Origin of the sequence: Erythrobacter sp. QSSC1-22B (assembly GCF_001678665.1) — a bacterium.
Taxonomy (GTDB): domain Bacteria; phylum Pseudomonadota; class Alphaproteobacteria; order Sphingomonadales; family Sphingomonadaceae; genus Qipengyuania.
In genome coordinates this window covers 1-23,669 of the sequence record NZ_LZRP01000012.1, presented here as the reverse complement: position 1 = coordinate 23,669, position 23,669 = coordinate 1, and the positions used below count along the sequence as shown (strand labels likewise).

The following is a 23,669-nucleotide window of genomic DNA, read 5'->3' as shown; positions in this document are numbered from 1 at the left end:
GCGCGTTAGGGTGCGGTCCCATCAGACGTTCTGGAGGGGGACCCGCCATATGTTTCGCAATTTTCTCGCCGCCGGTGCAGCTACGCTTGCTCTGGCTGCCGCCATGCCCGCGTTCGCGCAGTCGCCCGGCGATGGTGCCGCCGCGCTCTCCGCTCCGGAAATCGAATTCACCGAATGGACGCTCGACAACGGTCTGCGGGTGATCGCGATCGAGGATGGCGGCACCGCGCAGGTCACCACCTCGCTGTGGTATGAAGTCGGCTCCAAGCACGATCCCGAAGGCCGCAGCGGGTTCGCGCACCTGTTCGAACACATCCTCAGCCGCAAGACCGAGAACATGCCCTACAACATGATCTACGGGCTCACCGCGGATGTCGGCGGAACGCGCAATGCTTCGACCGGCAGCGACCGGACCAATTATTACGAGACCGTCCCGGCGCAATATCTGGAGACGATGCTGTGGACCCACCGCGAGCGCATGTTCAAGCCGGTGATCGACCAGGACGTGTTCGACAAAGAGCGCGACGTCGTGAAGGAGGAACTGCGCCAGCGCGTGCTCGCTCCTCCCTACGGCCGCTTCGCGCGCTTCGTCCTTCCCGAAAACAGCTATGATGTCCTTCCCCAGCGGCGACCGGGGATCGGGTCGATCGAGGAACTCGATTCCGCGACGCTCGACGATGCCCGTGCCTTCCACCAGGCCTATTACGGACCCGATACCGCAACGCTGATTGTCGCGGGCAATTTCGAAATGGCGGGCCTGCGCGCGCTGGTTGACGAGTATTTCGGCGACATTCCCCGCCGTGCCGACCCAATCGACCTCGCCATCGCCACGCGCGAACCGCAGCGAACCAGCCCGCGAAGCTTCGTTGCCACCGCCCCCAACGTGCCGTTGCCGGTCGCTGGCACGCTGTGGAAGGCGCCGGGCTCAGGCCATCCGGATTCGGCCGCACTCGACGTGCTCGCTGCGATCATGGCACGCGGCCAGAACAGCCGTCTGTATGATTCGCTGGTCCGCAGCGGCAAGGCGGTGGACCAGTCGATGTTCTATTCCGAAAGCGAGGAAGGCGGCTCTGTCGCTGGCTTCGCGATCACCAATCCGCAAGCCGATGTCGACGAAGTCGATGGGATCCTCAAGGCCGAGTTCGAGCGAATCCGCACCCAGCCGGTGAGCGATGCCGAGCTTGCCGAGGCCAAGAGCGAATTGTTCTCCGATTCGCTCAGCCGTCGCGAGACCGCGCGGGGGCGTGCCTTTGAATTGGGCGAGGCGCTGGTCTCGACCGGCGATCCGCGCGCCGCCGACAAGCGGCTGGCAGCGATCGCGCAGGTGACTGCGGCAGACGTCATGCGCGTCGCGGCGCAGTGGCTCGACCCGCAGGCGCGTGTCGACATGCGGTATGTGGCGGGCGAGGAAAACCCGGCGGCCTATGCCAATCCGGTTCCGATGCCTGAATTTATCACTCTGCCCCCTGCCACCGGCGAGCCGCTGGCGGTGCTGCCCGATGGCGCGCGCGAGGCACCGCCTGCAGCGGGCTCGACCCCTTCGGTAGAGGCACCGCGGATTGTCGAGCGCACGCTCGCCAACGGGATCGAGGTCGTCGCCGCACAGACCGGGGATGTCCCGATCGCGACGATGACCGTGGTGGTTCCCGGTGGCTCGCAGAGCGATCCGCGCGCCAAGGCCGGGCTTGCCAACATGGCCGCGAGTCTTGCCGAGCAGGGTACCGCGACGATGAACGCGCAGGAAATTGCCCGGAGGCTCGAGAGCCTCGGCGCAAGTTTCTCCTCCAGCGCGGGTTCGGCGGGGTCGTTCTTCAGCCTGACCGCGCCGGTCGCCAATATGGAGGCCGCAGGACGGGTCCTCTCCGAGGTGATCCGCAACGCTTCCTACCCGGCCGATGCCTTTGAGCGCGAGCGCAAGCGCGGTATCGATGGCCTGCAGGTCAGCCTCAAGGATCCGGGCGAACTGGCGCGGATGGTTTCGCGTCCGGTGCTCTACGGCGATGCGCCCTACGGCAGCGTCCCCGGCGGGACGCAGGCCAGCCTCGCCGCGATCACGCGCGAGGATCTGCTGGAGCATCGCAATCGTTATTGGCACCCGGCGCGCACGCAGGTGATCGTCAGCGGCGGGATCGCGGCAGATCAGGCAGTCGCGCTGACCGAGACGTTGCTGGGCGACTGGCAGGTCGCCACTACGCCGCCCGAGGAGATCGCCAATCCGACCGGGGCGGGGGAGCCGGTGCGTACGGTGGTGGTGAACATGCCCGATGCCGGCCAGGCGGCGGTCTATGCCGGGATGCGGGCGCCTTCGCGCACCGATGACGACTATTACGCCATCGAACTGGCCAATTCGATCCTCGGCGGCGGCTCGAGCGGGCGGTTGTTCGAGGAAGTGCGGACCAAGCGTTCGATCAGCTATGGCGCGGGCAGCGGGTTGGGCAGGGATATCCTGATCGCATCCTCGCAAACGCAGAACGCGACCGCCGACGAGGTGGTCCAGGTCTTCCTCGACGAGTTCGACCGGCTGGGCAGCGAGGCGATTGCTGCGGATCTGCTCGACCGGCGACGGCTGTTCCTTGGCGGCGGCTACGCCCGCAGCCTGGAGAGCTCCGCAGGCTTTAACGCCATCGTCGCCAATCTGTTGCTCGACGGGCTCGAACCCGCCGAAGCCGCGCGCTATGCGGAACGGCTTGGCAATGTCTCGCCCGAGGCGGCGGCCAAGGCGGCGGAGGATTATGTCGGTGCGGACAAGGCGACGATCATAGTGGTCGGCAAGGCCGACGAGTTCATCGACGATCTGCGAGCGATCCGCCCCAATGTCGAAGTGATCCAAGCGGCCGATCTCGACCTGTCGCGACCAGACCTGATCGGCGCAGCGCAGTAATCAGTCGGCGGGCGTCGCGGTAGCGGGGGCGGTCGGGGCTTCGGGACGACGTTCGGCCGCCTGGCGCTGCCACATCTCGGCATAGAGACCGTCGTGGCGCAGCAATTCGCCGTGCGAGCCGGTCTCCGACACGCGTCCCTGATCGAGGACGATGATCCGGTCGGCGCCGGCGATGGTCGAGAGGCGATGCGCGATGGCGAGCGTGGTGCGGCCTTGCGACACGCGCTGCAGCGTTTCCAGGATCTCCTGCTCTGTGCGTGAATCGAGCGCGCTGGTCGCCTCGTCGAGCACCACGATCGGCGGGTTCTTGAGCAGGGTGCGGGCGATGGCGACCCGCTGCTTCTCGCCCCCCGACAGCTTGAGTCCGCGCTCGCCCACCTCGGTGTCGAACCCCGCGGGCAGGCGCTCGACAAAGGGCAGGATCGCGGCATCGCGCGCGGCCTGTTCGATCTGCTCCGCGGTGGCGCCTTCCTGACCATAGGCGATGTTGTAGCCCACGGTGTCGTTGAACAGCACGGTGTCCTGCGGGACGATGCCGATCTGCGCTCGCAGGCTGTCCTGACGGACCTTGGCAATATCCTGCCCGTCGATCAGGATGCGCCCGCTTTGCGGATCGTAGAAGCGGAACAACAGCCGCGCGATGGTGCTTTTGCCCGCGCCGGAGGGGCCGACAATGGCCAGCGTGGTCCCGGCGGGCACCTCGAAGCTCAGCCCGTGGAGGATCGTGCGATCCGCATCATAGCCGAACACGACATTGTCGAAGGTCACCGAGGGACGGTTGACCACCAGCGCCGGGGCGCCGGGCACATCCTCGACCTCGACTCCGGTATCAATCAGGTGGAACATCTGCGCCATGTCCACCAGCCCCTGGCGGATCGTGCGATAGACCACGCCGAGCAGGTCGAGCGGCCGGAAGAGCTGGAGCAGGTAGGTGTTCACGAACACCAGATCGCCCACGGTCAGATCGCCGCGGCTCCAGCCCCAGACGCTATAGGCCATCGCGCCGGCCATCAGCGCATTGGTGATAAACGCCTGGGTGATGTTGAGCAGGCCAAGCGAGGTGTCGGACTTGATCGCGGCTTCGGAATAATCATGCGCCGCCCGGGCATAGCGCTGCTCTTCCCGGTACTCGGCGCCGAAATATTTGACCGTCTCGTAGTTCAGCAGCGAGTCGACGGCGCGCGACAGCGCGGTGCCGTCGAGATCGTTCATCTCGCGGCGCAGATCGGTACGCCATTCGGTGATCCGTTGGGTGACGAAGATATAGGCCACCACCGCCACGGCCGTGGCGGCAACCAGTCCGAGCCCGAAATTGAGGTAGAAGATCACCCCCACCGCGATCAGCTCGATGAAGGTCGGGGCGATGTTGAACAGCAGGAAGTAGAGCATGGAATCGATGCTCTTGGTCCCGCGCTCGATGATCTTGGTGACCTCGCCCGTGCGGCGCGACAGGTGAAACCGCAACGACAGCCGATGGAGCCGCTGGAAGACGTCGACCGCGAGGTTGCGGGTGGCTTCCTGCCCGACGCGTTCGAACACGATGTTGCGCAGGTTGTCGAACACTGTGGCGGAGAAACGTCCCAGACCGTAGGCCAGCACCAGCGCCAGCGCGACCATCATCGCCTCGTTGCCCGGCGTCGACATGGCATCGACTGCGCCCTTGTAGGCGAAGGGCAATGCCAGCATCACGCCCTTGGCGAGCAGCACCAGCAGCAGCGCGATCGCGATCCGCACCCGCAGCTGCGGATTCTCGCGCGGCCAGAGATAGGGAAGGAACCGCCGCAGCGTCGCCCAGCTCTCGGCGTCGCGCGGGGTGCTGGAATTTATCGTATCGGGAGGCATCGCCCGCCCATTTGGGGCCGCGGCGCGCTTTGCACAAGCGGGCCTGCCCGGTCATCGCATCGCCGGGTCGCGATACGCTAAGGAGACAGGTTCCCTCTCGCGAACCCACTCGCTCGCGAACCATCGGGCAGATCGAACAGGATGCGACGCTCGGCAAAATCGATCGCCACCCGGTCGAACGCGCGCAGGCTCTGCATGCCGAGGATCAGTGCGGGCCTGTCGTCGAGGCCGAGCTGGGCGAAGACCGGGCTTTCGGCATAGCCGATTGGTACCCGCTCCATCCTCAGCCCACCGATGCGCAAGACATCCGCGACGGCCAGATCGCTGCGCAATTCGAAGCCGTGGACGTCGGTGGTGAGCAATTCGTCTTCCTGGCGCGCCCCCAGCCGACGGCGCAGCGCGGCGTTGCCGTGCGAATTGGCGGCGCCGGTATCGATGATGACCGCGGTGCGCACTCCGTCGATCCGCGCGTCGGTAATAATCATTTGCCCAAGCTTGCGTCGCGCCCTGACGACGATCTCATAGCCCGAGCAGCTGGCATCGTGGGCATCGCTCACCGAGATGCGGTTCTCGCGAAAATCCATCAGAACCCGCAGGTTCTGCAAGCTGTCGAGGCCGAGGATGCCATCGGCACCCACATGGCGGGCGTCGAGCAACGGCGCGGTCAGCCCGTCGAGCCGCCGGTTGGCGAATTCCAGCCCGTCGAGCTCGATCGTCTCGACCATGCGGCTGCTGCCCATTGCGACCAGCATTGCCTGCCCCGTGGGGACGAGTTGCAGCCGGTCGGTCACGCGCTTCGTGATTACCGTGGCCTGCGCTCCGGTGTCGATCAGGAAGCGGAACGGCCCTGCGCCGGCGATCGTGACCGGAACGGTCATCCGCAGATAACGATCGAGCGCGATGGCGAAGTCTTCGGCCGGGGTCGTATCGTCGGGGAGGGCCAATTCGAGAGGGGCCTGGTGCGCCTTTGCCTCTGCCTGTGCCCGCACCTGTGCGGGCGTCGCTAGCGACAGCGAAACAGCGAATGCAATGCCCGCCGCCCGGGGGATGAAATTCTTTCGCGCCATTACGCCTCTCCTATGCATTGGATAGACCACGCGCGGATGGCGAAAAAACGGCCAAATCGGCTTGTCGATCACACTATGCCGGGTCGCAATGCACTGGTAGATGCGCGCCACTATGATGAGAGCATCGTCTCTATGACCCTCCAGATCGTCGTGCTGGCGCATAACGAAGAACGGCTGATCTCGCTGTGTCTCGACAGTCTGCCGCTGGGCGAGGCCGGGATCGCAGTGGCGGTTGTGGTCAACGGCAGCAGCGATGGCACCGCGCAGATCGTCCGCAGCTACGCCGATCGCGGCGTTCGGCTGGTCGAATATGACCAGGGCGGCAAGGCGCGGAGCTGGAACCGCTTCATGCTCGACGAGGCTCCCGAGGCGCAGTACTACCTCTTTGTCGACGGCGATGCGCAATTGCTGCCCGGAACCGTCCGGGCGCTGGTGGGCTGCTTGCGCGAAAACCCCAGCGCCAATGCCGCTGCGGGCATGCCGCGCAACGGGCGGCGGGCCAGGTATTACCGCCGCATGCTGGTCGAGGATCATGGTCTGTTCGGCGATTGCTATGCACTGAGCGGCGATTTCGTCGCCCGGTTGCGAGCCAGCGGGGTTCGGTTGCCCGAGGATCTGATCGGCGACGACAGCCTGATCGCGGCGCTGGCCAACAACGATCTGGGCCGCGACGCGGACCGCCGCGAGGATGCCGTTGTGCCGTGCATTACAGGGGGCTTCGTGTGCGAGCCGACCGCGCTTACGATCCCTGGACTAATCCTGCAGGCGCGCCGGATGGTCAATTACTCGGTCCGTCATTTCCAGAACCGGATTATCAGCGCGCTGATGCAGAGCGATGGGCCTGCCGCGCTCCCTCGGCGAATGGCCGACCTCTATCCCGAATGGCTGCCCGGGATGGGCCCGCGGCTCAACCCGCTGTGGTTTGAATTCGATCGCCGGGCATTGGCGCGGATGCGGGCCGCTGCCTGATCATGGCCCAGCTCTCTTCGACCACCTTGCGCCAGCCAAACCAGATCACCGCGGAATAGGTCAGTGCCCCGGTCGCGGCCATCGCTGCCAACCGGAAGGGCGCGGGCCAATCGGGGAGCACGGTCTTGAGGGCCAGCACCGCCACCGCCATCGCCGCGCAGCCGACGATCGCTGGCCAGATCGACCCGAACCACTCCCATGCACCAACACCGGCGATCGGAAGCGTCAGCGTTAGGGTGAAAACGAGCAGCAGCGGCGCTGCCACCCACCACGCCTGGACCAGACCGAGCGCTCCGTAATCGACTCCGATCAGAAAACCGGTGGTGAACACCACCGCACCCACCAGGCTGGTATAGACGTCGATCCGTGGGCGACCGGTAGCATTGGTCGCGGGTGCGCAGATGATCTCGAGCGAGCGCAGCGGCATAATCAGCGCCAGTCCGGCGACGATCGGTGCCATCGGCATCCATTTCGAACCGAACAGCGTCGCGATCGCTTCGGGTGCGGTGAGCGCGAGCCCGATATAGATTGGGCCGGTCAGAATCGCGACGGTCCGCACGGAACGCAGGAAATAGGGGCCCAGGCTGCGCCCGGCCTTGTGCAGCTCCGAATAGGCGGGGAACGCGACCTCGTTGAGCGGCGGCAGGAACCGGCCGGTGACGATCAGGGTTAGGAACAGCGCCTCGGCATAGAGGCCAAGTTCGTAGGGATCGAACAGGCGACCGGCGATGAAGATGTCACTCTGGCTCTGGACGATCCACAGCATCTGGCACAGCGTCATTGCGCCGCCATAGCTGACCATCGCGCCAGCGCCCTTGAAGTTGAACACCGGCATGGTCAGCGGCCAGGCGGCAACCGTGACACCAACAGCGCGGACCGCAAAGGCGATGATCGGGGCCCACACCAGCGCCCACACTCCAAATCCGTACCAGGCCATCCCCAGCGCGGTGAGCGCGCCAAACACCGAGGCGATGATATTGGCGAACGCCTGGGTGCGGAACGAAAGCTCGCGCGAAAGCAGCGCGCTGGGCAACGCAATGAAGGGTGTCGTCAGGAACAGCAGGGCCTGGATGTAGAGCATGGTCTCAATCAGGGGCTCGCCATAATAGAGCGCGGCATAGGGCGCGATCAGGATCTGCAGGATGGCGAGCCCAAAGTTCAGTGCAAGCAGCAACGCAAAGGCCTGACCGATATCGCGTTTGCCGATCGATTCCTGCTGGATCAGCGAATTGGCAAATCCCCAGCCGTTGAGGAAGGCCAGCGCGGCGAGCACGACCTGGCTCATGGCGAAGAGCCCGTAATCGCTCGGATCGAGCAGACGCACTACAAGGAGTGTCGAGCCCCAGGTGATGATCTGCGCGACGACCTGGCTGCCATAGCGCCAGGCAAGCGCGCTGCGCACGCGGGTAGCGAAGCCTTCGGGGGCTGGTCCCGCCGGATCGGGCGCTTGTCCTGCTTCATGATGCGCGCCGCCGGGGCGCTGGTCGGTGCCGTTCATAACCATGCGATCTAGAATCGAAAGGTTATGAAAGCGAGACGGCAAGCCGCAGATTCGGATTCGGGTCCTGCCAGAGGTGAATCGGCCAATTTGCGCCTTTCTCCAGAGGCCGGGCCCCTGTCTGCCCCGGTTTGACCCCATTGAACCCCATAAGAGGGCCTCCCACATGACGCTTTGGGGACAGGGTGAAACCCGCGGGTTTCTGCGGTTTTTTCGCCCTCACGAAATAAAATTGCAAAAACCCGTTGACCCGAATCGAAGGTTCCCATAGATGACCTCTCACCGGAGCGAAGCAGCCCACTCAAACGGGTTCGACGCTCTGGTCGCCAACATAAACGGATAGCCGGTCCCCCGGTGCAAATCGGGGATACCTTCGCTGTCCGCTTTTAATGTTGAGCGGCTCTTTGACATTGTTGATTTTTGATGAAGGGACATGTGGGCGACGGCGCCCGGTCCGGGGGTTTTAAGGCTCCGGATACCGGTTTAACTATGCCGATTGCCACATCCTTCGCAGGTCACAGCCTGCGTTGCGATGATGCATGTTCATTCGTATCCATTACGTTTGATGTGCAGGTATCGGCTCCTTGAAGCTCTTGTCTGTTCGGATAGCGGGTTTCGACCCGTGCCGGATAGGTGAGTGACACAAACTTGAGAGTTTGATCCTGGCTCAGAACGAACGCTGGCGGCATGCCTAACACATGCAAGTCGAACGAGACCTTCGGGTCTAGTGGCGCACGGGTGCGTAACGCGTGGGAACCTGCCTTTAGGTTCGGGATAACAGTTGGAAACGACTGCTAATACCGAATAATGTCTTCGGACCAAAGATTTATCGCCTTTAGATGGGCCCGCGTTGGATTAGGTAGTTGGTGGGGTAAAGGCCTACCAAGCCGACGATCCATAGCTGGTCTGAGAGGATGATCAGCCACACTGGGACTGAGACACGGCCCAGACTCCTACGGGAGGCAGCAGTGGGGAATATTGGACAATGGGCGAAAGCCTGATCCAGCAATGCCGCGTGAGTGATGAAGGCCTTAGGGTTGTAAAGCTCTTTTACTGGGGATGATAATGACAGTACCCAGAGAATAAGCTCCGGCTAACTCCGTGCCAGCAGCCGCGGTAATACGGAGGGAGCTAGCGTTGTTCGGAATTACTGGGCGTAAAGCGCGCGTAGGCGGCTTATCAAGTCAGGGGTGAAATCCCGGGGCTCAACCCCGGAACTGCCTCTGAAACTGGTAGACTAGAATACTGGAGAGGCGAGTGGAATTCCGAGTGTAGAGGTGAAATTCGTAGATATTCGGAAGAACACCAGTGGCGAAGGCGACTCGCTGGACAGTTATTGACGCTGAGGTGCGAAAGCGTGGGGAGCAAACAGGATTAGATACCCTGGTAGTCCACGCCGTAAACGATGATAACTAGCTGTCCGGGCTCTTAGAGCCTGGGTGGCGCAGCTAACGCATTAAGTTATCCGCCTGGGGAGTACGGTCGCAAGATTAAAACTCAAAGGAATTGACGGGGGCCTGCACAAGCGGTGGAGCATGTGGTTTAATTCGAAGCAACGCGCAGAACCTTACCAGCCTTTGACATCCTAGGACGACTTCTGGAGACAGATTTCTTCCCTTCGGGGACCTAGTGACAGGTGCTGCATGGCTGTCGTCAGCTCGTGTCGTGAGATGTTGGGTTAAGTCCCGCAACGAGCGCAACCCTCGTCCTTAGTTGCCATCATTTAGTTGGGCACTTTAAGGAAACTGCCGGTGATAAGCCGGAGGAAGGTGGGGATGACGTCAAGTCCTCATGGCCCTTACAGGCTGGGCTACACACGTGCTACAATGGCATCTACAGTGAGCAGCGATCCCGCGAGGGTTAGCTAATCTCCAAAAGATGTCTCAGTTCGGATTGGACTCTGCAACTCGAGTCCATGAAGGCGGAATCGCTAGTAATCGCGGATCAGCATGCCGCGGTGAATACGTTCCCAGGCCTTGTACACACCGCCCGTCACACCATGGGAGTTGGATTCACCCGAAGGTGGTGCGCTAACCTGCTTGCAGGAGGCAGCCAACCACGGTGGGTTCAGCGACTGGGGTGAAGTCGTAACAAGGTAGCCGTAGGGGAACCTGCGGCTGGATCACCTCCTTTCTAAGGATTGGTACGAAAGCGCCGGAGCTAGTCTCCGGAAGTGCTTCGCACCTTTTCAAAGAAACATGCCGTCGTCCTCATGTCCTTTCATCACTGGAGAAACGCTGATCGTAAGATCCGCGTTTGCGCCTGAGCTGGCTCACGCCGCCCGCGGCTTGCCATTCGCAAGAATGGCAGCCTGCTTGGTGACGGGATGGGCCTGTAGCTCAGTTGGTTAGAGCGCACCCCTGATAAGGGTGAGGTCAGTGGTTCGAATCCACTCAGGCCCACCATCCTTTTGGCTATGGGGCCTTAGCTCAGCTGGGAGAGCACCTGCTTTGCAAGCAGGGGGTCATCGGTTCGATCCCGATAGGCTCCACCAGCCAAAACATTCTCCAGGATGAAACGAAAAAATATTCGGACCGAGGTTTACCTTTGGTCCGGTAGTGAGAGGATTTGCCTCTTGCGTCTTTGACATTGTGAATGGGTTTTTAAATCGATGCCGTGGCGGTATCGTCGTAAGGGTTTGCGGCCTTCGGGTCATAGAACCGCGCGATCGATATCATCACAAAATCAATTACAATGATTATCTGGCTGAGATAATCCTCCATGCCGTCGCAAGACGCGCAGCCGTTATGCAGGGCTGTCGTTGATGGTGTGGATTCTCAAGCGTGAGGTAAGAGCATTTGGTGGATGCCTTGGCATGTACAGGCGAAGAAGGACGTGGCACGCTGCGATAAGCGTCGGGGAGATGTGAGCAATCTTTGATCCGACGATTTCCGAATGGGGGAACCCACCTTCACCATTTCTTCCAGTCTTCCTTCGGGGAGGCCGGGCGAGGTGGATAAGGTATCACTAAGTTGAATAAAATAGACTTGGTGAAGCGAACCCGGGGAACTGAAACATCTCAGTACCCGGAGGAAAAGACATCAACCGAGATTCCGTTAGTAGTGGCGAGCGAACGCGGACCAGGCCAGTGCCTTTCATTAAATTAGCAGAACACTTTGGGAAGAGTGGCCATAGCGGGTGATAGCCCCGTATGCGAAAATGATTTGAAAGGACTCGAGTAGGGCGGGACACGTGAAATCCTGTCTGAACATGGGGGGACCACCCTCCAAGCCTAAATACTCGTACATGACCGATAGCGAACAAGTACCGTGAGGGAAAGGTGAAAAGCACCCCGATTAGGGGAGTGAAATAGTACCTGAAACCGAATGCTTACAAGCAGTTGGAGCCTCCTTGAGGGGTGACAGCGTACCTCTTGCATAATGGGTCAGTGACTTAATCTAACATGCAAGCTTAAGCCGTTAGGTGTAGGCGCAGCGAAAGCGAGTCTGAATAGGGCGACTGAGTATGTTGGATTAGACCCGAAACCCGGCGATCTAGGCATGACCAGGTTGAAGGTGCAGTAACATGCACTGGAGGACCGAACCGTTTAATGTTGAAAAATTATCGGATGAGTTGTGTTTAGGGGTGAAAGGCCAATCAAGCCGGGAAATAGCTGGTTCTCCGCGAAATCTATTGAGGTAGAGCGTCAGATGTATGCCGATGGGGGTAGAGCACTGGATGGGCTAGGGCTGCGCGAGCGGTACCAAACCTAACCAAACTCCGAATACCATCGAGACTTGTCTGGCAGACAGACGGCGGGTGCTAAGGTCCGTCGTCAAAAGGGAAACAGCCCTAACCTACAGCTAAGGTCCCCAAGTCATCACTAAGTGGGAAAGCATGTGGGAATCCCAAAACAACCAGGAGGTTGGCTTAGAAGCAGCCATCCTTTAAAGAAAGCGTAACAGCTCACTGGTCTAATTAAGGGTTCCTGCGGCGAAGATGTAACGGGGCTAAAGTGATGCACCGAAGCTTAGGGTTTGGATCTTCGGATCCAAGCGGTAGCGGAGCGTTCCGTAAGCGGATGAAGCCGAAGGGTAACCGACGGTGGACGTATCGGAAGTGCGAATGCTGACATGAGTAGCGATAAAAAGGGTGAGATGCCCTTTCGCCGAAAGACCAAGGGTTCCTGCGCAACGCTAATCGGCGCAGGGTGAGCCGGCCCCTAAGACGAGCCCGAAGGGGGTAGTCGATGGGAACCACGTTAATATTCGTGGGCCTGAAGATGTGTGACGGATTGTGGAAGTTGTGTGTTCTTATTGGATTGAGCATGCAGCCAAGTGGTCCCAGGAAATAGCCTCTTCATATAGACCGTACCCGAAACCGACACAGGTGGTCAGGTAGAGTATACCAAGGCGCTTGAGAGAAGTATCCTGAAGGAACTCGGCAAATTGCCTCCGTACCTTCGGAAGAAGGAGGCCCTCTCACTGGGCAACCAGTGTGGAGGGGGCACAGGCCAGGGGGTAGCGACTGTTTATCAAAAACACAGGACTCTGCTAAGTCGGCTTCAAGACGACGTATAGGGTCTGACGCCTGCCCGGTGCTGGAAGGTTAAGAGGAGGAGTGCAAGCTCCGAATTGAAGCCCCAGTAAACGGCGGCCGTAACTATAACGGTCCTAAGGTAGCGAAATTCCTTGTCGGGTAAGTTCCGACCTGCACGAATGGCGTAACGACTTCCCCACTGTCTCCAGGATATGCTCAGCGAAATTGAATTCTCCGTGAAGATGCGGAGTACCCGCGGTTAGACGGAAAGACCCCGTGCACCTTTACTGCAGCTTCAGAGTGGCATTAGGAAAGAGTTGTGTAGCATAGGTGGGAGGCTTTGAAACTTGGGCGCCAGTCCAAGTGGAGCCATAGGTGAAATACCACCCTGCTGTTTTCTGATGTCTAACTTCGCACCGTTATCCGGTGTAAGGACCCTCTGTGGCGGGTAGTTTGACTGGGGCGGTCGCCTCCTAAAGAGTAACGGAGGCGCGCGATGGTAGGCTCAGGACGGTTGGAAACCGTCTGCGAGAGTGCAATGGCATAAGCCTGCCTGACTGCGAGACTGACGAGTCGAGCAGAGACGAAAGTCGGTCATAGTGATCCGGTGGTCCCTCGTGGAAGGGCCATCGCTCAACGGATAAAAGGTACGCCGGGGATAACAGGCTGATGATTCCCAAGAGCTCATATCGACGGAATCGTTTGGCACCTCGATGTCGGCTCATCACATCCTGGGGCTGGAGCAGGTCCCAAGGGTTTGGCTGTTCGCCAATTAAAGTGGTACGTGAGCTGGGTTCAGAACGTCGCGAGACAGTTTGGTCCCTATCTGCCGTGGGCGTCGATTGTTGAAAGGAGTTGCCCCTAGTACGAGAGGACCGGGGTGAACATACCTCTGGTGTACCAGTCATTCTGCCAAGAGTGCCGCTGGGTAGCTATGTATGGACGGGATAACCGCTGAAAGCATCTAAGCGGGAAGCCTCCCTTGAGATAAGCAATCTTCGAACCGTCGTAGACCACGACGTTGATAGGCTGGGTGTGGAAGCGCAGTAATGCGTGAAGCTAACCAGTCCTAATAGTTCTTTTCGCGCTTGATGAATCCCACCATCATCGACAGCTCTGCCGCAAGGCAGGATGTCCTGATGTGGAGGATATCGAAAGCCGGATAACGCCCGTCGTATCCATTGGATGCGGCATGCATCGATTTAAAAACCCTCATTCGTTCCGCCTGCTTCATTGCTTGGTGGCCATAGCGTCTGTGACCCACCCGATCCCATCTCGAACTCGGCCGTGAAACCGGACAGCGCCGATGGTACTAATGCTCAAGCATTGGAAGAGTAGGTCGCCGCCAGGCATTGTAGCAGGCGGGACGAATGAGGGGACCCATTCACGTTGTTAAAGGGCTGTCCCGCGGGGCTGCCCTTTTTCGCGTCTCTACGATCGCTGCGATCATGGATGCGTGCAGGCTCCGAATTCATGAACTCGGACGCCCGGGGTTGTGACGGTCGTACCGTCCGATCCCAGCCCTCGGCCCCTCGGGGTCCGCGTGGCTGAACCTGGTATCGCGGGGTGGAGCAGTCCGGTAGCTCGTCAGGCTCATAACCTGAAGGTCGTTGGTTCAAATCCAACCCCCGCAACCAGTAACTACCTCAAATCGTTATCCTAAGTCGCCCCGCTGCTTACAGTGGGGCTTTTTGCGTTTGCAAGTGTAAGCAAATAGGAAGCAGATGGGAGGCCTCGCCGAGTTAACCTCAATGCACCGGATATTTGGGATGGGCCCGGAGCGCGCTGACGGATTCCAGGCTAGGGCCGCTGCCTCTCGGGGTTCGCAGGTGGTCAGCTTTGCCCCCAATATCGGCCATTAGAGGCTGCAGCCGGATCGCCTGAAAGCAGTCATTGAGGTCCCACCGGAGTAATGTCGGCTTTTCGTCGACGCGCGGCCGCTCGCACCCTTTCTCTTGTCCTGGCCAATTCTGGCCATGGAGAAAGACGATGACATATTCGCACTTAGATCCCGCCATGCAAAACCGCGTGGTTTGGAATGCCGGCAAGACGGTTGGCACCAAGCGACCGCTAACCCAGAAGCAGATATGGGCCGTCCGATTCTTCCTCGACAGGGAGGAAAGGCTTCGAGGAAAGGCTTCGAGATCGCGCACTCTTCGATCTCGCCTTCGACAGCAAGTTACGAGGCTGCGATCTCGTGAAACTGAAGATCGGCGACCTCATGGCCGGGACCGAAATCCGCACCCGCGCTCTTGTCATCCAGCAAAAGACGGGGCGACCGGTTCAGTTCGAAATCACCGCTGACGCTCGCGGCAGCCTTGCCACGTGGCTTCAGCGACGGGGCGGGACAGCCGATGATTTTGTCTTTCCCAGTCGTCTGGATCGCAGCCGCCCCATGAGCACGGGCCAGTATGCCCGGCTCGTAGACGAATGGGTCGCAGCCATCGTACTGCGGCGCAAGGACTATGGCACGCATTCGATGCGGCGAACGAAGGCTGCAATGATCTATCGGGCGACGGGCAACTTGCGCGCGGTGCAGATACTGCTCGGCCACACGAAAATCGAGAACACCGTTCGGTATCTGGGTGTAGATGTGGAAGACGCGCTCATTCTTGCGGAGCGCACCGAAATCTGACGACCAATGCGGCCATCGGGTATTGCCCGGTGGCCGCTATTGGGGGCAAAAAAAGATCCGATAAACTGCCTGAACTGGGGTGGTTTTGCGACGGTCCGCTACTGGATGCAGATCACAGCTAAACCGCAGTCACGAGCTTTGTAGCATCCCAAAAACGAGCATTCCCGCAACGGCAGGCACATTGTAGGCAGCATGCAGAAGCACGGCACTCCCAAGACCGAGGTAGATCCTCGCAAAACCCCAAAGCCAAGCGCAAATCACAATGGGAAGCGTTGATAGAACTACGACGGGGGGAGAATCGCTGGTTACATTCTGAAAATGCAATACTCCGAACAGAAGGCCTTGCGTCCAGTATAGGTATGGGAAGGCCCGTTCGAAATGCGGCAAACGCTTACCTGAATCGATCGGTGACAACACTTTAAACCCAATCAGCCCAATGACGGCCAGCCCCAGCTGGAGAATTATTGCCGAAACCGATAACAGCCCGCCGACGAGTTGAATGATGCCAAACACAAGCGCAACGAACAGCGCGCTGCCGACGACGGAGCGCCACGTCCCCGACAACCAGCCTCGAAACATGACCTCCTCGATCAAGGGACCGAGAACGATCACCGCCAGCACGATGGTTGCAATCGAACCTGAAAAGACCTGCTGAAGCTGGCTGCCGGGTGCAGCCTCGGCCATCAGAAAAAGCGGCAACGCTGCAAAGGCAAACATTGCAGTGACAGCCAGCGAGAGGGCCAGCAGGCTTGCTCCAATCGCCAAGGGTGACAATGGCAGCTGGTCTTCTTTACTGACGGAGGGCCTTGGTCTCAGTAGAAACAAAAAGAAGGATCGCGCCACGGAGATCAACGCCTCCCAGGCTTCGGTCATTGAAAATGTCGCTGTCGGTTTCAATTGTGGGTCACTTGCGACTGGACCTCCATCCCGTTCGAGCAATGTCTCCGATCAAGGTCGGTTTTGCAAATTTGAAATGACCGCTCATAGATCGGCACAAGAAATTCCGCTGTTGGCGAAATTCAGGCCATAGCCGCCTGACCGGTTCCAGGGGCGCGGCATAGCATCGGTAACGGCGTGAGATGGGGTGGTTTAGCGACGGTCAGCTTAGGGCGGTGATTGGGACATAGCGGACGTTGTGATCCAACCGACAACTGCTCGCCCTACCGTAGAGGATAACTGACCCTGAACCTTCGTTTTGTTAGTGGTCAGGCAATCAATTTATCGGTGCTCTTCAATCAAATCGACCAACATCTCAATCGCACTTTCGGTTACCCATTGCCCACCACTTCCGGTGAGGATTACGACACCTGCGTTGTGCTTTGGTGAAAAGACATAAACCGAAGCGAACCCGTCGAGATCACCATCATGAAGATAGAACGGCCCCTCTGGATGCGGGAGAATTATCAGGCCTGATCCGAACGCTGCCTGTCCGAAACCTTGGCGCAAGCTGGCCGTCGTGACATCCTTGGTCAGGATCAGAGGGCCAGCAGTTCTACCGGTTTTAAATTCGCGATATGCCTTCATCTGCGCCGCCTGCAGGTTTTGAAGGTCATGCACGGTGGAATAGATTGCGCTGCCTGGGGACGCCTTACCCATGATGTAGGGCAGCACCGCTTCGCTACGATTTCGCTTGTTATAGGCCGTAACAAGCCGTGATTTCTGCGCGTCGTTCAGGGTCACCACCGTATCGGGCATATCATATGGCTCGGTGACATATTGTCGCAGCAACGCATCAAAATCCTGGCCAGTGACGATCTCGCCCACCAAGCCCGCAACCGCATAGCCGCAACTTGTATATTCGAAAGTATCGGGGGTGCGGCCGCTCATATCAATGGCGTTAAGATCAGCTACCAACTCGGTTCGCGTGTAGCCGCTTTGCACCACTTCGCCTTCCGCCCGATTACGATATACGGTGCAGTCCTTGTCGGTGATGCCCGAACGATGCTGCATCAGTTGGACAAGCGTGATGGAGCCAAGTCGCTTCCGCGCATCTGCGGTCAAGAGAGGAGAAAGATACGTGGCAATGGGTCCCTTCGGATCTAGCCTGCCGTCGACAATCAGAGATTGGATAATGATTCCGGTCAGTGTCTTCGAGAGCGAGGCAGTCTGATAAATTGAGTCATCGCCTACCAGCGTGCCAGATTCACGATCGAGGGCCCCCGAACTAGCGCTGGCTATTGCACCTTGATAGATGACACCCGCTGAAATGGCCGGAATATTTTCCTGCTCCGAGATTTCGCTGATCTTGCGCTGTAAGTCGTGCGTGATGCCTTCGGAATCGGAGATTGAGCTTCCTTCAGAAGATGTGATCTGCATCGATTGAGAAACTTCATCGGAACTCTGTGTCGATGTGCATCCTCCCAGAGCCAACACCAAAAAAGCCATCGGACCTGCTGCAGTATATTTCATATTTCTCCCTTTTAAGATTTCTGGCTTGGTGTATTGCACATGTAATACACAGGCGCAACCCTAGGTGGAATTGCTTCATAGCCTCGCGTCGCTGGCGAACGTCGAGTTCCAAAAGTGAAAAGTTTTGGATGTGAATGGCCGCCTTTGGGTCGTGAGCCGACAGGCAGGAAATCTCAACGATCTGGAAAAGCCGCCTTTCAGCCAGCGACCCATAAGCGGTCAAGGGATGGAAATTCTCGTTCACCAAAACCGGCTGTTCGTTTTCCGTGCACCTTTGGGCGGCACTAGGGCCGAATGCTGAAAGGCAACTTCTGGCTGGGAAGGCATTGTCCATAACCACGCGGGTCGGCAAGAACTCGTCCTTCTCTGCCTAGGCAGGGGTCGGCTTAGGCTCGGGTACAGTGGGCGCGCGTAGCGGCGTCCAGATCGTCTGGAAGCGACCGGGCCGAACCGTCAGCGGAACACCGAAACGAGGCCCAATTTGTCTCGTTTCCTGTCGGACGGCGGGGTCCTAGAGCTTGAAGAACGAGAACTGTTTTGTCTCGATCCAGACCTCATCCTCGGGCCAGCTGCCTTTTCCGCCCGACCAAGCAGTTTCGTAGAGCGCTTCGGGCTCGACCTGTTCGTCGGCGATCGTCGCGTTGCAGACGATGCCGGTCAGTGTCGAGCGCATATCGATGCTGAGCTCGTCGTCGCCGATCGGGGTCAGCCACGGCTCCTTGAAGGAACGCCGGAAGGAAAACCACGCGCCTGTGCGGTGGAGCGGCTCGCCATTCACCACCATCCGCTCTTGCGCCCAGCCGATCCAAGCAAAACCGTTGTCGACATCAACGAGGTGATTTCCGATCCGATACCGCCATCGCTGACCACGCATTTTCATGGCCTTAGCGTGCCAAATCGCCGCTCGGCACGCAAGGTCTTGGGGGGCACGGGAGACGGGCGTTTACCGGACGCGGACTGACTGTTTGTCAGGATTTGTGCCGAAAGCTGCCCGTAGGCAAACGACCCAGTTGCGGACATTCGGGTGATAGGGAATAACCGTTGCGCCAGAGATTTAGCGGCCCGCGGTTGTAGTTCGTTTGCGCAACCCGGTATGGATTTTGGCGAAGATCCGGGGAAGAGACAGTGGATGATTGCAGTGATCGACCATAAATCGATTGGCGGAACGCGGTGCTGAAGACGGTCGCCGCTTTGATGGCAGTTGCGATGCTTGCCTCCTGCTCTCCGCTAGGCACATTTAATGCGATAGTCCCACAGGACCGAGGCGCTACAGCGGTCGAGCGTGGCTCCGCATATGGCACTCACCCGCGCCAGCAGCTCGACTTGTATCGGCCGAAAGCTTGGCGCGCCGGGCAGGCAGGTTTGCCGATCGTCGTCTTCCTTTACGGCGGCTCCTGGCAGGAAGGGGGCCGGGGAGGTTACGAGTTTGTCGCGCGAGCTTTCGCCGATGCAGGTTTTCTTGTGGCAGTTCCCGATTATCGGCTGGTCCCGGAAGTTCGCTTCCCGGCCTTTCTCGAAGATTCCGCGGCTGCCGTGCGCTGGGTGCGCGCCAACGCAACTCGCTTTGGAGGAGACCCCGACCGGATCGTGATCGTCGGCCATTCGGCGGGAGCCTACAACGCGGCCATGCTGGCGCTGGACGATCGCTGGCTGGGCGAAGATCGGCAGGCGTTGCGAGGGCTGGTGGGATTGGCTGGCCCGTATGATTTTTTGCCATTGGATACTGCGGTGACGGTCGATGCATTCGGTCAGGAGCGGGATCTCGAGAGCACGCAGCCAATAAGCTTTGCTTCCGCCGGGGATCCTCCGGCGCTGCTGCTGCATGGCGATCGCGACACCACCGTTTACCCTCGCAACAGCGAGCGACTGGCGAGCATTCTTCGCGCCGCAGGCGTCGAAGCGCAACTGAAGCTTTACCCCGACCTAGGTCACGTCGGAATCATCACCGCTTTGGCACGGCCTTTCCGAGGACGAGCACCGGTGCTCAACGACTCCATCACGTTTGCACGTGAGGTCACCACCGACCAAAGTCGGGGGCCGTCCGGAAGTCAGTGATCCACAACGCAGGACACCCTTAGCTCGTGCTGTTTCGCTCGGGCGGCTTACCGAATGGACCTTGGATGTTCGGCCCAAAAGCACCTCGACTGTAAGCCGTCTGTCCACTTCCCGTCCGGAGATTCGAAAACCCACCTTTCCGCAAACGATCCACTTGCGGACGCTATCCATCGTGGCCATTCTCAACGCGATCAACTGTTCGGAGAGCGGCACCGATGAGCCTATCGCTTTATGAGAAAGTCTGGTTCATCGCCGGAATTTCGTTCGTCGCTTATCCGATCGGCGACATCCTTGGCTATTGGGACATTAAGGCACCCGTGGTGCTGCTGTGGTCGGGTTTGCTCCTCTTGACCGGCTGGAAGGTCGGAAAGAGGATTTAGGTTCTCCCCCGCTGGCCGTTCCCCACATCCGACATCGCTGAGTTTCGCGAGCGCTGCTGCTAGCCCGATTTCCACCCCAGTTCACGACGTTCCCGGTGGCTCGTCCCGACCCTGACACAAGTCAGGCTGCTATCGCCGGATTCTCACGAAAACCTGCCTGTCGCGTGCAGACCCAGTAGCGGACAAGCAGCAGATCCGCGGATAGCTCAACCTGTTCGGCAGAGGGGCTCTTGCTCATTCAGTCCAATCGCGCGGCCGTCTGGCACTTCCAGACCTCGCAAGCGGCACAAGTGCGAGTCGAGTTCCCTTGGCAGCAACAGCCTGTCCAGACGGATCCCCGCGATACCCAAGCTAATCCAACGAATCCGGCCGCGCAGCTTCATTTCTTCGCATTCGACGATGATCTGGTCATCGGGCAAAAAGTCGCAACTACCGAGCCCGCTTATGCGGCACCCCTCGCTGGATAGCTCGATTATCAAGCCCCTGGCCTGACTTCCGTCCAGTAGCCTTTGCAGACAAATCGATTGTCTAACAGCGAAGCGCTTGTGCCCGCGCATTGTCATTATCATCGTCGTCCCCTCGCAGCACTCTCGGACACGGATCGGTTGATTTGGTTTAAGAGTGGTTTATTTCCCGAAGTCAGACAAAATGAAGCCTTTTCTGTCGGCAGTGCGGACCAGCGGCGAATCTTTTCGCTCTGTCTGTCGATCAGCTGGTGGTGTCTGTTTTCCACCCCAGTTCACGCCGTTCCCGAGGGCCATCCTCAAACCCATCACCAGTCAGGCAGCTTCGGCCATGATTTCGCCAAGAGCGGAATTTCTCGTGCCGACCCAAAAACGGTCATGGAATAAAATCTCTCGTTCACCAAAACCGGCCCTTCGTTTTCCATGCAACTTTCGGCGGCATCTGGGCCCCAAGCCGCCGTTCCGCTATTGTCGGTCCGAAGCGAGCTCCCGCCGTTCCGAGATCGAGCCTATCGCAGAAGTCCGACCCAATGAGCGGAAAAGCTTATCCGCCTTGTCGAAATTCGGCTGATTTCATTTGAGCTAGCTGTGGGGCAGACCGGCACGTCAGCATCGCGCAGTTACGTTTGGGCTGGCGGGCTGCCGCCGCGCGTAGTCACTACTCAATCAAAAGATACCAGCCGTCGCTTATCTTCGTCCCACAATACGAGCCGTAGGGTGCCTAGCGTCTCAAGCGCGGTGAATCGGTTCATGCTGCTCAAGTGTGGGAACGTAATCAGCACCTCGGGAAGCCGATAGAAGGGGATTCGGCTGGCCAAATGATGAACGTGATGAATGCCGATGTTGGCGGTGAACCACCGCAGCACGGGCGGGAGTTCCAGGTAGGAGCTGCCCCGCAATGCCGCATCGTGAAAGGACCAGTTGGCGCTGTAGTCCCAATGGGCCTCTTCGAATTGATGCTGGATATAAAACAGCCATACGCCCACCATCGCGGCGATCAGCAGCACGGGCAGAAGCGTCAGCACGACAACGCTGGTGCCGAAGTGGTAAACGAGGACGGCCAGCAGCAGGGCAGTTGCAATGTTTGTCGCCATCGCGCTGACCCAATAAATCCTTCCAGCTTTCATAAGCCCGATCGGGAGCCGATGACGCAACAGGAACAAATACGCCGGGCCAATTCCGAGCAGGACCAGGGGATGGCGATAAAGGCGGTATCGCAACTTTCCGACGCGGCTAAGGGCACCGTATTCACGAACGGTGAGGGTATCAACATCTCCAAAGCCACGAGCATCCAAATTGCCCGTGCCTGCATGGTGAAGCGCATGAGAACGCCTCCAGCATTCGTAGGGAGTGAACGTAAGCACACCGAGCGCTCGGCCGAGCCAGTCGTTGCTGGCCCTTTTCTTCAAGAAAGATCCGTGTCCGCAATCATGCTGGATCAGGAAGAGTCTGAGCAAGAAGAGGCCAGCGGGCAAAGTAAGGGCAAGCGCAAAGAGATAACCGGCTTCGACCGCTACGAGCATCAACCCACACAAAACCAAGAAGGGCACCAGGGTGATCGCTAACTCGAATGCGCCTCGCCAAGGGCGCGGGGCCACGAAGGCCTTCATCTCTCGAACTAACTGCCGAGGATCGATGGGCGTGGTTTCCGAGCTCGTAATGCACTCTGTCGGCTCATCGTTGAGAAGATCGTGCGCCGGGGCGCGTGCCCCGTCACTTTCGCCACTAAGGCTTAGCATTTCCTGATCCTACGGGAGGTTGGTTTCGAAGCACTGAACAGTCCGCGAACGAGACCGTTCCGATAGCAAAGGTTTCGAGCGGGTTCAGACGATACGGGCCGTAAGCCTTTGTGGACCTTACCCTCAGGCGCAAACTTGCGGAGATGGGCCGCAAGCGGACTGTTTGAAATTGGGGTCCAAAACGTTGTTAGCGGACTGTCGACATACTCTGAGCATCCCCACGTTCCATCTAAGCAAATTGGAAATCAGGGAAGCCGCGATGGGGCGCAGAAATTTGCGAGCACCGCGCGGTGGTCTGAACCATTGTCAGGCAGGACTTCGAATGATCTCAGGTCTAGTTCTCCTTTGAGCATGAGCTGGTCGAGCGGCCATCCCGGTAGAAGTTTGTCGGCAGGAAAGGTCGGATATGTTCCGCGTCCGATCCGGGGATCGCGCCAGTCGCCCACCGCACGGAACTTGGTGGTTGTGCGAGACCAGGGCACGTCGTTGAAATCACCCATCACAAAGGCATCAGGGAGGCGGTCTGGTGTCTGGATGCCTGCGTTGACGATATTCTCGTCTCGCGTCTCGGTATCCCACCCTGGCAGTGGCGGCTTTGGATGAAGACCGATGAACTCGATGGGCGGCGAGCCGTCCGGTTGCAGCGTGGCGTAAAGCGTCGGAGTGTCGCGATGGGTGTTTTCAACGACATTCGATTTGAGCACCGGCAGGCGCGTCGCGAAGACCAGGCCGAATGCTTCCGGCTGCGGTTGCCTTTGAACATGGCCATATTGGGCTAGAACCGGCTCCAAGGCGTCGATCCACGGCTGGTCGGTCTCCATGAGGAACAGCAAATCGGGATCGTAGCGACGCAGCTACTGGATCATCTTTGCATATTGCTTGTTCTTGACCTTCACATTGGCGGCCATGGCCGAAAAACAGCGGGGATCGTCACCCGTGGCTGAAGCCTCGGCAAGCTCCAGCTGTGTTCCCGCCAAGCCCGAATACGGCCAGATACGCCCGACGTTGATGCCGATCACTAGAGCGAACATCGCAACGGTCGCCCAGCGCCAACGCGGCCCCACAAAGATTGCGATAACCAACAAGAGCGCGGCGATATACGCCATGGGCTCACGCACGAGGTCGATCGTTCTGATGAACCACTGATCGCTCGGGATCAGCGAGACGAGAACGGCTATGAGCAACAGAGCTGCTATGAGGAACAGAACGGCGGCTAATTTTCTCATACGGTCTTCGGCTTCCCTTTGGGCA

The 23,669-nt window shown here is 59.2% G+C and carries 14 protein-coding genes, 3 tRNA genes, 3 rRNA genes and 1 pseudogene; 12 read left to right on the top strand and 9 right to left on the bottom strand.

Features of this window, described 5'->3' with window-relative positions; all coding sequences use genetic code 11:
• The first annotated feature begins 49 nt into the window (after nucleotides 1–49).
• Complete coding sequence (locus A9995_RS14710) at nucleotides 50–2,881, top strand: pitrilysin family protein (protein WP_067614369.1); 2,832 nt, start codon at nucleotides 50–52, stop codon at nucleotides 2,879–2,881.
• Here the strand turns inward: A9995_RS14710 and A9995_RS14705 are convergent, their stop codons facing one another.
• On the bottom strand, nucleotides 2,882–4,723 hold the full coding sequence (locus A9995_RS14705; RefSeq protein WP_067614367.1) for an ABC transporter ATP-binding protein/permease: 1,842 nt from the start codon (nucleotides 4,721–4,723) through the stop codon (nucleotides 2,882–2,884).
• A gap of 77 nt (nucleotides 4,724–4,800) precedes the next feature.
• A complete protein-coding gene (locus tag A9995_RS14700) occupies nucleotides 4,801–5,790 on the bottom strand; it encodes a retroviral-like aspartic protease family protein (protein ID WP_067614365.1) in 990 nt (329 codons plus the stop codon).
• 132 nt (nucleotides 5,791–5,922) lie between these two features.
• Between A9995_RS14700 and A9995_RS14695 the strand changes: the two genes are divergently transcribed.
• Nucleotides 5,923–6,759, top strand: a complete 837-nt coding sequence (locus A9995_RS14695; protein WP_067614443.1) for a glycosyltransferase family A protein — start codon at nucleotides 5,923–5,925, stop codon at nucleotides 6,757–6,759.
• Here the strand turns inward: A9995_RS14695 and A9995_RS14690 are convergent.
• Nucleotides 6,698–8,257: a lipopolysaccharide biosynthesis protein gene (locus A9995_RS14690; protein ID WP_168157417.1), complete on the bottom strand. Its 1,560-nt coding sequence runs from the start codon at nucleotides 8,255–8,257 to the stop codon at nucleotides 6,698–6,700. The two genes, A9995_RS14695 and A9995_RS14690, sit on opposite strands and share 62 nt — an antisense overlap.
• Nucleotides 8,258–8,901: 644 nt before the next feature.
• On the opposite strand from A9995_RS14690, the gene A9995_RS14685 reads away from it, so the two are divergent.
• The 7 genes and pseudogenes from A9995_RS14685 to A9995_RS14655 all read left to right on the top strand — a co-directional run bounded on the left by A9995_RS14685 (nucleotide 8,902) and on the right by A9995_RS14655 (nucleotide 15,371).
• A 16S ribosomal RNA gene (locus A9995_RS14685) occupies nucleotides 8,902–10,390 on the top strand.
• 195 nt (nucleotides 10,391–10,585) lie between these two features.
• A tRNA-Ile gene (locus A9995_RS14680) sits at nucleotides 10,586–10,662 on the top strand.
• Between the two features lie 13 nt (nucleotides 10,663–10,675).
• A tRNA-Ala gene (locus A9995_RS14675) sits at nucleotides 10,676–10,751 on the top strand.
• A gap of 284 nt (nucleotides 10,752–11,035) precedes the next feature.
• Nucleotides 11,036–13,829 (top strand): 23S ribosomal RNA (locus A9995_RS14670).
• Between the two features lie 143 nt (nucleotides 13,830–13,972).
• Nucleotides 13,973–14,087, top strand: a 5S ribosomal RNA gene (gene rrf / locus A9995_RS14665).
• The 16S, 23S and 5S rRNA genes sit together here with 3 tRNA genes alongside, the layout of an rRNA operon.
• Before the next feature lie 209 nt (nucleotides 14,088–14,296).
• Nucleotides 14,297–14,373 (top strand) — tRNA-Met (locus tag A9995_RS14660).
• A 352-nt stretch (nucleotides 14,374–14,725) separates the two neighbouring features.
• Nucleotides 14,726–15,371: pseudogene (locus A9995_RS14655) on the top strand (tyrosine-type recombinase/integrase).
• 129 nt (nucleotides 15,372–15,500) lie between these two features.
• Here A9995_RS14655 and A9995_RS14650 read toward each other — a convergent pair.
• From A9995_RS14650 to A9995_RS14635, 3 genes are all read right to left on the bottom strand, one after another.
• Nucleotides 15,501–16,244, bottom strand: coding sequence for a type II CAAX prenyl endopeptidase Rce1 family protein (locus tag A9995_RS14650; RefSeq protein WP_067614363.1), 744 nt, complete (start codon nucleotides 16,242–16,244; stop codon nucleotides 15,501–15,503).
• A 345-nt stretch (nucleotides 16,245–16,589) separates the two neighbouring features.
• The gene (locus A9995_RS14645) at nucleotides 16,590–17,780 is read right to left on the bottom strand and encodes a serine hydrolase (RefSeq protein ID WP_082992781.1); all 1,191 of its coding nucleotides are present in this window, start codon (nucleotides 17,778–17,780) and stop codon (nucleotides 16,590–16,592) included.
• 511 nt (nucleotides 17,781–18,291) lie between these two features.
• Nucleotides 18,292–18,654: a hypothetical protein gene (locus tag A9995_RS14635; RefSeq protein WP_168157416.1), complete on the bottom strand. Its 363-nt coding sequence runs from the start codon at nucleotides 18,652–18,654 to the stop codon at nucleotides 18,292–18,294.
• A 449-nt stretch (nucleotides 18,655–19,103) separates the two neighbouring features.
• On the opposite strand from A9995_RS14635, the gene A9995_RS14630 reads away from it, so the two are divergent.
• The 3 genes from A9995_RS14630 (at nucleotide 19,104) to A9995_RS17430 (ending at nucleotide 21,066) form a co-directional block, all read left to right on the top strand.
• A complete protein-coding gene (locus A9995_RS14630) occupies nucleotides 19,104–19,835 on the top strand; it encodes an alpha/beta hydrolase (RefSeq protein ID WP_233998245.1) in 732 nt (243 codons plus the stop codon).
• 215 nt (nucleotides 19,836–20,050) lie between these two features.
• Nucleotides 20,051–20,215, top strand: coding sequence for a hypothetical protein (locus A9995_RS17125; protein WP_168157415.1), 165 nt, complete (start codon nucleotides 20,051–20,053; stop codon nucleotides 20,213–20,215).
• A 524-nt stretch (nucleotides 20,216–20,739) separates the two neighbouring features.
• Nucleotides 20,740–21,066, top strand: coding sequence for a hypothetical protein (locus A9995_RS17430; protein WP_145916994.1), 327 nt, complete (start codon nucleotides 20,740–20,742; stop codon nucleotides 21,064–21,066).
• A gap of 275 nt (nucleotides 21,067–21,341) precedes the next feature.
• Here the strand turns inward: A9995_RS17430 and A9995_RS14620 are convergent, their stop codons facing one another.
• The 3 genes from A9995_RS14620 to A9995_RS14610 form a co-directional block, all read right to left on the bottom strand.
• On the bottom strand, nucleotides 21,342–22,202 hold the full coding sequence (locus tag A9995_RS14620) for a fatty acid desaturase (RefSeq protein ID WP_233998248.1): 861 nt from the start codon (nucleotides 22,200–22,202) through the stop codon (nucleotides 21,342–21,344).
• A 461-nt stretch (nucleotides 22,203–22,663) separates the two neighbouring features.
• A complete protein-coding gene (locus tag A9995_RS14615) occupies nucleotides 22,664–23,272 on the bottom strand; it encodes an endonuclease/exonuclease/phosphatase family protein (RefSeq protein ID WP_145916993.1) in 609 nt (202 codons plus the stop codon).
• Nucleotides 23,273–23,669: hypothetical protein (locus A9995_RS14610; protein WP_233998244.1), on the bottom strand; the 397-nt coding region annotated here is incomplete at its 5' end. It lies immediately after the preceding gene.

Bases quoted from the DNA above. Each gene is read 5' to 3' on its own strand.
- A9995_RS14700 (WP_067614365.1), bottom strand. From the start codon at position 5,790: ATGGCGCGAAAGAATTTCATCCCCCGGGCGGCGGGCATTGCATTCGCT.
- A9995_RS14705 (WP_067614367.1), bottom strand. From the start codon at position 4,723: ATGCCTCCCGATACGATAAATTCCAGCACCCCGCGCGACGCCGAGAGC.
- A9995_RS14695 (WP_067614443.1), top strand. From the start codon at position 5,923: ATGACCCTCCAGATCGTCGTGCTGGCGCATAACGAAGAACGGCTGATC.
- A9995_RS14620 (WP_233998248.1), bottom strand. From the start codon at position 22,202: ATGCTCGTAGCGGTCGAAGCCGGTTATCTCTTTGCGCTTGCCCTTACT.
- A9995_RS14690 (WP_168157417.1), bottom strand. From the start codon at position 8,257: ATGAACGGCACCGACCAGCGCCCCGGCGGCGCGCATCATGAAGCAGGA.
- A9995_RS14650 (WP_067614363.1), bottom strand. From the start codon at position 16,244: ATGACCGAAGCCTGGGAGGCGTTGATCTCCGTGGCGCGATCCTTCTTT.
- A9995_RS14645 (WP_082992781.1), bottom strand. From the start codon at position 17,780: ATGAAATATACTGCAGCAGGTCCGATGGCTTTTTTGGTGTTGGCTCTG.
- A9995_RS14710 (WP_067614369.1), top strand. From the start codon at position 50: ATGTTTCGCAATTTTCTCGCCGCCGGTGCAGCTACGCTTGCTCTGGCT.
- A9995_RS17125 (WP_168157415.1), top strand. From the start codon at position 20,051: ATGAGCCTATCGCTTTATGAGAAAGTCTGGTTCATCGCCGGAATTTCG.
- A9995_RS14635 (WP_168157416.1), bottom strand. From the start codon at position 18,654: ATGCGTGGTCAGCGATGGCGGTATCGGATCGGAAATCACCTCGTTGAT.